At 39.5% G+C, this 12112-nt stretch carries 11 protein-coding genes; 5 read left to right on the top strand and 6 right to left on the bottom strand.

Annotated elements, in window-relative coordinates; all coding sequences use genetic code 11:
* Positions 1-7: 7 nt before the first annotated feature.
* Positions 8-1513 (top strand): alpha-glucosidase/alpha-galactosidase, encoded by a 1506-nt coding sequence (locus BK583_RS11920; protein ID WP_055735912.1) that lies wholly within the window; start codon positions 8-10, stop codon positions 1511-1513.
* Positions 1514-1626: 113 nt separating this feature from the next.
* Here BK583_RS11920 and BK583_RS11915 read toward each other — a convergent pair whose 3' ends face one another.
* The 3 genes from BK583_RS11915 to BK583_RS11905 all read right to left on the bottom strand — a co-directional run bounded on the left by BK583_RS11915 (position 1627) and on the right by BK583_RS11905 (position 3459).
* Positions 1627-2469 carry an STAS domain-containing protein gene (locus BK583_RS11915; RefSeq protein WP_038479377.1) on the bottom strand — a complete coding sequence of 281 codons (843 nt, stop codon included), beginning with the start codon at positions 2467-2469 and terminating at the stop codon, positions 1627-1629.
* A gap of 255 nt (positions 2470-2724) precedes the next feature.
* Positions 2725-3051, bottom strand: a complete 327-nt coding sequence (locus tag BK583_RS11910) for a hypothetical protein (protein ID WP_038479380.1) — start codon at positions 3049-3051, stop codon at positions 2725-2727.
* 102 nt (positions 3052-3153) lie between these two features.
* Positions 3154-3459: a hypothetical protein gene (locus BK583_RS11905; protein WP_055735911.1), complete on the bottom strand. Its 306-nt coding sequence runs from the start codon at positions 3457-3459 to the stop codon at positions 3154-3156.
* Between the two features lie 309 nt (positions 3460-3768).
* Here BK583_RS11905 and zwf point away from each other — a divergent pair, with 309 nt between their 5' ends.
* The gene (gene zwf / locus BK583_RS11895) at positions 3769-5250 is read left to right on the top strand and encodes a glucose-6-phosphate dehydrogenase (RefSeq protein WP_055735909.1); all 1482 of its coding nucleotides are present in this window, start codon (positions 3769-3771) and stop codon (positions 5248-5250) included.
* 217 nt (positions 5251-5467) lie between these two features.
* Positions 5468-6235, top strand: coding sequence for a hypothetical protein (locus BK583_RS21015; protein WP_180316897.1), 768 nt, complete (start codon positions 5468-5470; stop codon positions 6233-6235).
* Positions 6236-6422: 187 nt separating this feature from the next.
* Here BK583_RS21015 and gnd read toward each other — a convergent pair whose 3' ends face one another.
* Together gnd and BK583_RS11880 are read right to left on the bottom strand one after the other, a co-directional pair.
* A complete protein-coding gene (gene gnd, locus BK583_RS11885; protein WP_038479392.1) occupies positions 6423-7829 on the bottom strand; it encodes an NADP-dependent phosphogluconate dehydrogenase in 1407 nt (468 codons plus the stop codon).
* A 123-nt stretch (positions 7830-7952) separates the two neighbouring features.
* Positions 7953-8678: a class I SAM-dependent methyltransferase gene (locus BK583_RS11880; RefSeq protein ID WP_055735908.1), complete on the bottom strand. Its 726-nt coding sequence runs from the start codon at positions 8676-8678 to the stop codon at positions 7953-7955.
* 178 nt (positions 8679-8856) lie between these two features.
* On the opposite strand from BK583_RS11880, the gene BK583_RS11875 reads away from it, so the two are divergent.
* Complete coding sequence (locus BK583_RS11875) at positions 8857-9936, top strand: peptidoglycan-binding domain-containing protein (RefSeq protein ID WP_139366189.1); 1080 nt, start codon at positions 8857-8859, stop codon at positions 9934-9936.
* Positions 9937-9977: 41 nt separating this feature from the next.
* Here the strand turns inward: BK583_RS11875 and BK583_RS11870 are convergent, their stop codons facing one another.
* Entirely contained in the window at positions 9978-10850 is an 873-nt protein-coding gene (locus BK583_RS11870; RefSeq protein ID WP_055735907.1) for a cation diffusion facilitator family transporter, read from the bottom strand.
* Positions 10851-11009: 159 nt separating this feature from the next.
* On the opposite strand from BK583_RS11870, the gene BK583_RS11865 reads away from it, so the two are divergent.
* Positions 11010-12092, top strand: a complete 1083-nt coding sequence (locus BK583_RS11865) for a branched-chain amino acid aminotransferase (RefSeq protein WP_038479401.1) — start codon at positions 11010-11012, stop codon at positions 12090-12092.
* Positions 12093-12112: the final 20 nt, after the last annotated feature.

The following is a 12112-nucleotide window of genomic DNA, read 5'->3' as shown; positions in this document are numbered from 1 at the left end:
ACAAACCATGTCATTTAAAGTTGCCTTTATCGGAGCGGGAAGCATTGGTTTTACTAGAACACTGTTACGGGATTTGCTCTCCGTTCCAGAATTCAAAGGGATTGAAATTGCCTTCACTGACATCAATGCCGAGAACTTAAAGATGGTAACGGCACTTTGTCAGCGAGATCTCAAAGGAAACGGCTTAAATATTGGAATCAAAGCAACCCTTGATCGTAGAGAGGCCCTGACGAACGCTCGTTATATCTTTTCAGTAGTGCGAATTGGTGGACTAGAAGCATTTGAACAGGACATTTCAATACCGCTAAATTATGGAATTGATCAGTGCGTTGGCGATACTTTAAGTGCTGGTGGAATTATGTACGGTCAAAGAGGTATTCAAGAAATGCTGGCGATCTGTAAAGATATTCGTGACGTAGCTGAGCCCAACTGTCTCTTATTGAATTATGCCAATCCGATGGCCATGTTAACTTGGGCGTGTCAAACATACGGAGGCGTAAATACTGTTGGCCTTTGTCACGGTGTACAAGGCGGACATAGGCAAATTGCAACGGTGTTCGATTTAGATAAAAAAGATGTCGATATTGTCTGTGCCGGAATTAACCATCAGACATGGTATGTTCAAATTAAACACGAAGGAAAGGATTTAACGACTTCGCTACTAGGAGCATTTGAACAGCACCCCGAATACCAGCACACAGAAAAAGTAAGAATCGATATGCTTAAGCGATTTGGTTACTACAGCACTGAATCCAACGGACATCTGAGTGAATACGTGCCGTGGTATCGCAAACGTTCGGATGAGATCATTGATTGGATTGATTTAGGATCATGGATAAATGGAGAGACAGGTGGTTATCTGCGAGTTTGTACCGAGGGGCGAGACTGGTTTAAAGAAGATTTTCCTAACTGGATGAAGGAGCCTGCCCTTGAATATGGGAACGATCAGCGCGGCGAGGAGCACGGCTCTTACATTATTGAAGCACTTGAAACAGGGCGTATCTACCGTGGTCATTTTAATCGGATGAACAATGGTGTGATTACCAACCTCCCAGATGACTGTGTGATTGAAGCGCCAGGCTATGTTGATCGCAATGGAATCAATATGACCATTGTCGGGGATTTACCCCTCGGTTGCGCCGCTGTCTGCAGCGCAAGCGTTCAAGTTCAACGCTTAGCTGTCAAAGCAGCTATAACAGGAGACGACCAGCTTTTACGGCAAGCCTTCATGATGGACCCGCTGACAGGAGCCGTCTGTACACCACCGGAAATTTGGCAGCTTGTTGACGATCTATTAATCGCCCAAGAGAGATGGCTACCACAATACGAAGAAAGTATTGTAGCTGCAAAACAAAGACAACAAACTGAGCCTAGAATTCAAACAAAAGGATCAACTGGAGCAGCAAGATTTACGCCGAAAACGATTGAAGAATTAATGCTAAACCGGGTAGAAGCAGTGAGAAATGCACAAGCGGCTGATAAAGCGATCAATCGCTCGCAAGGTTCGAATTGAGCATGATCCGACAATAGAACGAAAAAGTAGAAGTAAAATCGCAAACGTCGATTTTACTTCTTTTTTTGGATTAAATGAATGGGAATGATAGCAATTAGCAGGCACATTTACTTTTAGAAAATCAGTTGTTTTCGTTCAAGAGCCTGAGCCAAAGTAGAATGGATCGTAACGTCGGAGAAGGAAATGCCAAGCTGAACAGCTGTTTGTGCTATTTCTGGGCGTAACCCTGATAAAGACGTTTGAACACCAATAAGCTTTAACCCTTTAATAAGCTGGAATATTTGCTGTGCCACCATCGTATCTATAATGGGTACACCTGATAAGTCAATAAATAAGGTATCAATATATTGCTCCGAGCAATGTTGAAGTGTATGATCAAACATTACCTTTGCCCGGTGGGTATCAATTTCTCCTACAAGTGGCAATAAAGCTGTTTTTGGCGCCAGTTGAATAATAGGTGAACTTAATTCATCAATCATCTGCTTCTGAGCATTTAATTGATAGTCTGATTGTTTTTTGTTTTGCCTAGAGAACTCTAAAATGACCTCGTTAATTCCTTGTACGACAATTTCGTTCCAGCGATAAACATCTTTAAGTGAAACATATTCTTGTTTCATTGATTCGGCATAAGATAATATTAAATTCATATACTGTTGCTGTGTTCTAAAAAACTCACTCAAAATATTGTTAAAAGGCGTTCGTTGATGAGCGCGATCATTCGCAATTGATTCAATCCATTCTAAAAATTCGTCATCGTGAATACCGGCTTTACTCGGATTGAATAATTCAGTAAAAAGAGCGTGAAAAGCTCGATTTTGGTCCTTGAGCAATTCAATTTGTTGAGGATCAGAAGTGCTGTACACACCGTCTTGTGATTTGTCTAAAGACTTGTACCATTCTTCGGTTAGATCATTGGTTTTTGATTTTATATATGAATACAGTCCATCTGTTGGCAAAGGAAAGCCCCCTAAAGAGTAAGAAATTAATTCTAATCTCTATACCCACTTTCTATGAACAGTAAACCTATTTTTATGAAAATAAGAATAGGCGATGAAGTTTTATTAGAAAGAGGACCGTATGGGCAATATCGCTTCAGCCGGTCACTCCATCTAGCTACTCAGATTTCAACTATGTTGATAAAGATGAAGAATGGTTGCCTTTAGTATAAAATCGTAATGATAGAGAAATAAGTATAGGAATAACCAATTCAATTAATTCGATACGTTTTTTCGAATTCCTACTTTATCTCTTAAACGGCTTAACTCCATGAACCACTGCTTGTCCTTAGTGAGTAGTGCTAGTTCTTGTAAAGCTCTTATATCAGATTCTTTTAAACGAGCCTTGCTCGTTTGCAAATCGTCTTCATTTGCAAGAAGTGGTTGTTTGCCATTTAATACTCGTTGCTTTGTGTAGAATTGATACATCGTTTTAATCGGTTCATTTGAAGAGCTTGACGCAATGACTTTGGCTTCACTAATCCAACCTAATATACTCGTGCGACCGGCTTTATAAATCACCCATTCCCCATTTCCGAACATTCTATCAACTCCTTTAAATCATCGTATTCAAGTCTGAAGTTGAATATGTATTGCGAGCGTAAAAAAGTCGAGCTCGATTTCTTGAGCTCGACTTTTGCACTGTTAGCTGATTGTACAAATTTGAGATAGTGTAAATGTTCGTGTCTGTACACCATCTGTAAACACAACCGTACCATTCGCAAGGTTAAACCCAATAAATATTCCTGTGAATGTGCTCGTAGCTGTTGTAATTGTTACTGGTGTGTTAGCTGGTAAAGCTAGGACGGTATTTGCAATTGCCACTAAAGATTGACAGTTGGAACCTCTCGAAATTGGAAACGGAAAGAAGGGAAACCGACATGGATTTTGACACTGACAGTCACAATCATTTCGCTTTTCATTCTTTTTCTCATCGTGTGAACGAGACAAGTAATCCACCACCTTTTTGTAGGATACTGTAGACTATTCGCAGAAGTCGAAATAAGGTTGGATGATTCACCGAGACCAATCGCCCTTTTTCGTTTACCTCACTAAATTGAATGAACAACATGAAAAAGATGTACGTGGAAATAGGATAGCGATTACAAAAAGCGGTTACAATGAAAAACAGATACAAACCAATGGATTCAAAGTTCAAACTGTAGCTAAAACAATGATAAACTGGTATTATGAAAAGCACTAACCTTAGTATAAGGATAGAAAATGATCAGCGTTGTGAACTAGAAAGAGGGTATACTCATGGAAGATAATAGACAGTCAGAGGCTGTTTTTGTTATATTTGGGTCAACTGGAGATCTTGCAAAACGAAAATTGTTTCCATCTTTATACAATTTGTATGTAAAGGGCTTGCTATCAAATAAATTTGCTGTCATTGGACTAGGAAGAAGAGAGTGGAACGATGAAACACTAAGAGGTGTCGTTCAAGAGGCGCTGGAAGAATCCAATCAACAACTGGATAAGGTAGACTCCTTTCTTACTCATTTTTCTTACTTGTCGTTCGATGTAACGAACAAAGATTCTTATAAAGGCTTAAAGCAAGAAATCGAGAACAAAGAAAATAATTTCCAATTACCTGGAAACCGCATTTTTTACATGGCAATGGCGCCAGAATTTTTTGGTCAAATTGCTCAATCGATACATAATTATGGTTTAAAGGAAACAAATGGGTGGACAAGACTTGTCATCGAAAAGCCATTTGGAACAGATTTACAAACTGCCAAAGTGCTTAATAATGAAATTCGTGAAGCGTTTGCTGAAGATGAAATCTATCGAATTGATCATTATTTAGGAAAAGAAATGGTTCAAAATATACAAGTCATACGATTCGCAAATGCTATGTTTGCCCCGCTTTGGAATAACCGTCATATTGCTAATGTGCAAATAACTTCTAGTGAAAAGCTTGGTGTGGAGGGCCGTGGTGGTTATTATGAAAAATCCGGTGCTTTACGCGACATGGTACAAAACCATATGCTCCAAATGGTTTCCTTATTGGCTATGGACGTACCGTTACAATTAACAACAGACGAAATAAGAAGTGAAAAAATAAAGGTGCTCCGTGCACTGCGACTTATTACAAATGACAATATTGATGATACTGTTGTTCGCGCGCAGTATGACGAAGGTACCATTAATGGTCAACAGGTACCGGGTTATGTGGAGGAAGACAATGTCGATCCTCAATCTCATACAGAAACCTATGTAGCAGCTAAACTAATGATTGATAACCACGTATGGGCAGGTGTTCCTTTTTATATTCGAACAGGGAAACGAATGGCTGTAAAATCAACAAAAATCGTTGTTGAATTTAAAGAGATGCCCCTTAATCTTTATGCAAAGGAACATAAAGCAACAGGGCCGAACTTGCTTATTATTCACATTCAGCCAGACGAAGGCATTACGATTGTTTTGAATGGAAAAAAGATTGGCTCTGCCGACACAACGCCTGTTCATTTGGAATATCGTCATGATAGTGAAGACCGTATTAACACACCGGAAGCATATGAACGTTTGCTCTATGATTGCATGATGGGTGATGCAACAAACTTTGCTCACTGGGATGAAGTAAGTTTATCTTGGTCACTCGTCGACGCTATTTCAAATGCATGGAAAGAGTCTGCTCGTAAACCGGTGAATTATCGAGCAGGAACAATGGGTCCAAAAGAAGCAGATCAATTACTTGCAGGTGAAAATCACGCATGGTGGCCTGTTGAAGAAATGTAGGCAAATAAGCAAAATGGTGAGAAGGGGACGATAAGCCCCTTCTCTTTTTGTGGTTACGATTATCCGTAATACAAGCGGCTAAATATGGAATAGAACTGAGAATATTATCCTGATTTTGCTTCCTCTTTAATAAATCGGTTGTAATTTTTTTTCTATTCCTGTAGCATTGTCCATCCGTCATTTTATACAACTAAAAAAATAGTAAGAAGTAGATAAATTGAAATGGAATAAGAAAGGAGATCATTTGTTTAGTCCAACTGATTGGTTACGCTTGTTTATGGCAGCTCTGTTTATCCTTCCGATTGTCACGGTTATACGTGAATCGGGTTATTATTTGGCTGCTTCGCTCCTTAGAGGTGAAAATAAAAAACTGATTATTGGTAGTGGTCCTACGTTAATTAAGCTAAGAACGGTAGAGGTTAGACGTTATTTCTTTATGTACAGCTGGATGGAATACGATGAATTAAAGCCAGGGAACCGCTTTTGGCATGGTTTTATCTATGCTGCACCTATTATTACGACGGGAACGTTTGCGTTCCTTGTAAATTCCCTCGTTCTTAGTAGCGTTTTACCACCTAATATCTTTTGGACAACCTTTATTTTTTATTGCTTCTACTACATGCTTTTTGATGTTATTCCTGTTTATCTTCCAGATGGACAACCTACAAATGGCCGTGCAATATTTGACCTTATTTGGCACGGTGAGCGGTCAGATTTCAAAAAACTCAGAGAAGAAAACGAGTTGAAGACGGAAGAAAACAATGAACGAAGCAATACAGAGGCTCAAGAAGAAACGATGGAAAATCGAGATCGAGACGATGAAGAAAGAGACGATCATACAAATCCTGAATCAAGTGGAACAAGGGACAATACCGATTCAGACTCCAATAATGAGCGTAGTTTTACAGAATCCCAGGAACAAACGAAAGAGAATCGTGACCGAGATGAACGCGCAAGAGGAAATTATGTAGAACCAGATGCGTAACACTCTTGACAGATAAATCAGTATGCAGCAGTAGAGCAAAAAAAGCGCCGACCTCGGCGCTTTTTTGCTTGAATCGTAATGGACAGAACGAAATGGTCATTCTTGGAGAAAAGATGTTGGCGATATGCTTCATGTATAAGTGAAAACCACAGTGGACACATTCAACCTCCAAGGCTTACTTCGTTGATTATACCCAGTTTGTATGGAAAATGCCGTCTTTATCAATACGCTTATACGTGTGAGCGCCAAAATAATCACGTTGTGCCTGTAGCAAATTAGCTGGCAAACGTTCACTTCGGTAACTATCATAATACGCAATAGCGCTTGAAAAACTAGGGACAGGAACGCCATTTTCAACCGCAAGAGAAATGACTTTTCTTAATGAGCTTTGGTATGAAGAAGCAACGTTTTCAAAGTAAGGATCAAGCAGTAAATTTGCTAATTCTGGATTATTTGAGAAAGCTTCCGTAATTTTATGAAGGAACGCAGCACGAATAATACAGCCTCCCCGGAAAATACGAGCAACTTCTCCATATTGAATATTCCAATCTTGCTCATCTGACATAGCTTTTAATTGAGCAAAACCTTGTGCATAGGAAAGCACTTTACTAAAGAAAAGAGCTTTTCGAATCTCTTCAATGATCTCTTGTTTGTCGCCTGAATAAGGCGTTGTTTTAGGTCCAGAAAGCACTTTACTCGCTTGAATACGCTCTTCTTTTATCGCTGATAAGAAGCGGGCGAAAACCGATTCAGTAATGATAGATAAAGGAACACCTAGATCTAAGGCACTTTTGCTTGTCCACTTTCCGGTCCCTTTTTGACCTGCCGAATCAAGAATAACGTCAACGAGTGCTTGTCCTGTTTCTTCATCTTGTTTGGTGAAGATGTCTGCGGTTATTTCAATTAGATAGCTGTCAAGTTCGCCTTCGTTCCATTCTTTAAAGACGTGATGAAGTTCATCATTTGAAAGGCCAACAATCTCTTTTAATAGCGCATAGGATTCAGAAATGAGCTGCATATCTCCGTATTCGATTCCGTTATGCACCATTTTTACATAATGACCAGCACCGTTAGGTCCAATATATGTTGTACATGGTTCACCGTTTACTTTGGCAGAAATATCTTCAAACAGTGGACGAACGAGTTCATAGGCTTGTTTTTGCCCGCCTGGCATAATAGATGGTCCTTTTAGTGCGCCTTCCTCGCCACCTGATACACCAGCACCGATGAAATGAACACCACGCGCTTCGACGCGTTCAGATCGACGAATGGTATCCGTATAATACGTGTTACCTCCGTCAATTAAAATGTCTTTTTCATCAAGTAAAGGAAGCAATGAATCAATGACAGAATCTGTTACTTCGCCAGCTTGAACCATGAGCATAATTTTGCGTGGCGTCTCTAATGAAGCAACAAGTTCCTCGAGGGAATAAGTCCCTACTAAATTTTTCTTTTTCTCTAAAGAAATAATTTGGTTTATTCGTTCTTCGGAAACATCGTATAAAGATACGCGATACCCTTTACTTTCAAAGTTAAGGGCTAAACTTCTTCCCATAACGCCAACACCAATAACACCGATATTTTGCTTCGTCATTTCGTACGTCCTTTCTCTATTGCTTACCTGTAGTCAAGGCATGATTCTCAAAAAAAAGCGATCATGCTCGAAGATTCGCTATGACCATACCACATGAAAGCGATTTCGAGCAAGCAGGGATTCTTACATTGCCGTTTTTGATGCTTTTATAATAATGTGACCAATTTTATCTTTATAGTTTGCCATCAATGACTGGTGTTGATGCATTTTTTCATAGAAGTGGGAGTGAATCGATTCGGACGGTCGCATATCGTTTCCTTTATCTGTTTCATCATTCTGCATTGATTCTGCTGTGTACATCTCCATTGTTTCAATAGTGCTAAAACCCGCTTTTGTTAATCGATCTATCCATTGATCCTGTGAAAAGAGTGAAGTAAACCCATAGGCGTTTTGCAGTACCAATCGCTCATCAGCTGATAAAGGGGCGAAACAAACGAGTTCATTCAGGTAAAGTTTGCCGCTTTTTTTTAATACGCGATATAGTTCGGCTAAAGCATGATTACTAGAGACAAAGCTTAATACGGATTCTGTTAGTGCGTAATCAACGTAGCTTGGCTTTAATGGAATCGCTTCTATAGAGGCTTGATGTAAATCAATAGATAAAAGGCTGTCAGTAAACCGTTGTTGTGCTTTTTTAATCATTAGAGGATGGCATTCAAGTGCAATCATCTCGCAATCAAATTGTTGTTTAATGTAGGCAGAAGTTTGACCAGTTCCACACCCGCAATCAAGAACAATCGATCTTTCATCAATGTTCATATCCATAATCATAGCGATCGATTTTTTAAAACCACCAGGGTGGGCGCTACCAATTCCAAAGGCGGCGAGCATATCGGTGTAGTTGGTCATACGAATCCTCCTCTTGTTTTTTATATCGTATGAACCGGTAGTGGTTTCGTGCTCTTTATGACCGTTATATTGTTACAAATACGTTACAAAAAGATTAAATGGACTGTAATAGGTATTAATTTAGGACAACAACGAGTAGGTATGGAACAGATTACAAGAAGGAGGCGTTCATTTGTTTATGAAGACTTCAGAGGCTTTTCGCCACCGAAACAAAAGTGGATTAATGGAAAATAAGGAAAAAGCAAATAAGGAGAGGTTCGTAATGAAATATATGATTAGTATGATTGCTACATTCCTAATGGGGGTACTATTTTTACTGCCAGAACATACATATGCAACAGCTGTGCAAACGTTTGAATCATATGAAGAAAGTGAACGAGTAGAGTGGCTACAAAACCAATTAGTTGAGCAAGATTTTTTAAAAGAAGAGCATATCTCCTCCATTTTAGATGAGGCAACTGTTGAAGCGGTGAAAGCCTATCAAGAAGAGCATGGCTTAAGTGTAGACGGCATTGTTGGTAAGCAAACGCTAGGTGCTTTAGAAGTATTGCAAGAGGGGAGCGAGGGATCGCTGGTGGAAGCTTTGCAAAAAAAGCTACAAGAGTTAAATTATTATAGTAGTTCAATTGATGGTCAGTTCGGCCCTCTTACCACACAAGCAGTGATTGCTTTCCAGCAAGCAAATCATTTACTTGTAGACGGCATCGCAGGACCAGAAACACATGCGCATCTTTATTACAATCAAACAAAGATAGCCAATGTTGTTGAATCACCGCCGACTTCTAAGGGGCAGAAAGAACAAATTGCACAAGCAGAACAAAATGAAGATACGACTAGTAGTGAGGACGAACAAGTAGAAGTTACAACGGAAGCAGAAGTAAACCATCAAGAGCAAGAAACTGCGAATGTAGAAGAAGAGACAACGACTGTGGAGGAAGAAGTGACTACGTCTGTCAACGAGTCTGCAGGTCAAACTATGACCATGGAAGCGACAGCATATACAGCTTATTGTGAAGGATGTTCAGGTGTTACGAGAACAGGTATTGATTTACGGGCGAATCCAAACCAAAAAGTAGTTGCTGTTGACCCCAATGTTATTCCTCTCGGTAGCAGGGTTTATGTAGAAGGCTATGGTGAGGCTATTGCAGGAGACACAGGCGGAGCGATAAAAGGTCATAAGATTGATTTATACGTGCAAACGAAAGATGAAGCCTTTCAATTTGGACGTCAAAACGTACAGGTGACCGTCTTAAATTAAACAAGTAAGAAGCTGCAGAAACGACTGCAGCTTCTTTTGATTTACATTGCAGCTGGTTCAACATGAACAGTTGTTTCTGTTACATCATGATGATCTCGAAGCGTTTTTTCAATAAGGTCGGCAATGTCATGGCTAGTGCGAACGGTCATAGATGGCATAACGGAAATCGTTACATCAACGTAAATGGTTGAACCAACTTGTCTTGCTTTAATGTTCAATACATCTTCCACACCGTCAATCGTTAAAACGGTTGATGTAAAGGGTTGGAGTGCTTCTTCACTAAATCCATCTGTCAACGAGTGACTTGCTTCTTTAAAAATGGACCAGGCCGTATAACAAATAATAAGACCAATTAAAAAAGCCATTAAAGGATCAATCCAGCTCAAATGAAGATGAGACCCTACAATTCCAATGACAACACCAATACTGACTAGGGCATCATTCTTATTATCTTGTGAAGCCGCTTTTAATGCTTGGCTATTAATTTTATCTGCTAACTTCCGGTTATAGCGATAGACAAAAAGCATAACAATTGCACTAAAGCCAGCTACCCAGGCAGTAATCAAACTAGGTGCTTCAACTCGTTCATTTGCAAACAGCGTTGTACCGGCACTTAGTAAGACTTGTAAACCGATAACCGCCATAATAAACGAAGCTAGGAGTGCTGCGATATGTTCAGCTCGGAAATGACCATATGGGTGGTCATGATCAGGTGGCTTCTGGGAGATACGCAAACCAACTAATACAGCTACGGAAACAATAATGTCAGCAGCATTGTTGTAGCCGTCTGCCACGAGGGCTTGTGACAAAAAGAGGTAACCAATGATTAGTTTTAAGCTAGCCAAGAAAAGGTATGTGCCAATACTTAACCATGCCCCACCCTCACCTTTACGCAATTCCTCGTATCGTCTCATGTTTCATCCCTTCTTTAGTGCATACTTAGTGTTTGTTTGTAATGTTTAAACTGTTTGAAAATACAAATTCATGTTATAGTTATATGATAAAAAATCCTATTTTGATTTAGTATGGACAAAGATACTTATTTTATAAGGAGTAAGAAAGGGAGCTTTTTTATGTCAGAACATACGCTAGAAGTTATGAAATGTACCCACGAAAAGCAAAAACCAGATCCAGATTCTCTTGTTTTCGGAACTGTTTTTACAGATCATATGTTTATTATGGATTACTCTGAAGAGAAGGGGTGGTATAGCCCACGTATTATTCCATACCAGCCTTTAACCCTTGATCCAGCTTCAATGGTATTTCATTATGGACAAACTGTTTTTGAAGGCTTAAAAGCGTATCGTTCGAAAGAAGACGGAACCATTCGTTTATTTCGACCGGATATGAATATTAAACGTCTTAATCGTTCTAGTGAAAGGTTAACGATTCCACCTGTTGATGAAGAACAATTATTAAGTTATTTAAAAGAATTGTTGATCATTGATAAAAAGTGGATTCCTGAAAAAGAAGGGACTTCTCTTTATATCCGTCCATTTATTATTTCAACAGAACCGAATTTAAGTGTGGCTCCTTCTCAGTCGTATAAACTAATGGTGATTTTATCCCCAGTAGGTGCTTATTACAAAGAAGGGATGTCACCAGTTAGTATTTTAGTCGAGGAACGCTATACTCGTGCTGCACCTGGAGGAACGGGTACAGCAAAAACAGCCGGCAACTACTCCTCTGCATATAAAGCCCAGGAGCGCGCGACAGCTAAGCAAAAGGCGCAAGTATTATGGCTAGATGCAAGTGAAAAGAAGTACGTCGAAGAAGTCGGAAGCATGAATGTATTCTTTAAAATTAATGGCGAGATTGTGACTCCTAAGTTAAACGATAGTATTCTTGATGGTGTCACGCGAAATAGTGTCATTCAGGTGCTAAAAGACTGGGGATTAACTGTAAAAGAACAGCAAGTTGAAATAGAAGAAATCTTTCGAGCTCATCGAGATGGGATCTTAGAAGAAGTGTTTGGAACCGGAACTGCTGCGGTTATTTCTCCAGTTGGACAATTAGAATGGAACGATGAAAACATTACCATCCATCATAATAAAACGGGTCCTTTAGCTCAAAAACTATACAATTACTTAACAGATCTACACGTTGGAAAAGAAGAAGATCGTTTCGGGTGGATTGTTGAAATTGATAACGATTAATGGGTAAAGCGAGGGAACCA

It is taken from the genome of Shouchella oshimensis, assembly GCF_002019765.1.
In the GTDB taxonomy this organism is placed as follows: Bacteria; Bacillota; Bacilli; order Bacillales; family Bacillaceae_D; genus Shouchella; species Shouchella oshimensis.
This window is presented reverse-complemented; position numbering and strand designations above follow the sequence as displayed.

Bases quoted from the DNA above. Each gene is read 5' to 3' on its own strand.
- BK583_RS11920 (WP_055735912.1), top strand. From the start codon at position 8: ATGTCATTTAAAGTTGCCTTTATCGGAGCGGGAAGCATTGGTTTTACT.
- BK583_RS11910 (WP_038479380.1), bottom strand. From the start codon at position 3,051: ATGTTCGGAAATGGGGAATGGGTGATTTATAAAGCCGGTCGCACGAGT.
- zwf (WP_055735909.1), top strand. From the start codon at position 3,769: ATGGAAGATAATAGACAGTCAGAGGCTGTTTTTGTTATATTTGGGTCA.
- gnd (WP_038479392.1), bottom strand. From the start codon at position 7,829: ATGACGAAGCAAAATATCGGTGTTATTGGTGTTGGCGTTATGGGAAGA.
- BK583_RS11880 (WP_055735908.1), bottom strand. From the start codon at position 8,678: ATGACCAACTACACCGATATGCTCGCCGCCTTTGGAATTGGTAGCGCC.
- BK583_RS11875 (WP_139366189.1), top strand. From the start codon at position 8,857: ATGAAGACTTCAGAGGCTTTTCGCCACCGAAACAAAAGTGGATTAATG.
- BK583_RS11870 (WP_055735907.1), bottom strand. From the start codon at position 10,850: ATGAGACGATACGAGGAATTGCGTAAAGGTGAGGGTGGGGCATGGTTA.
- BK583_RS11865 (WP_038479401.1), top strand. From the start codon at position 11,010: ATGTCAGAACATACGCTAGAAGTTATGAAATGTACCCACGAAAAGCAA.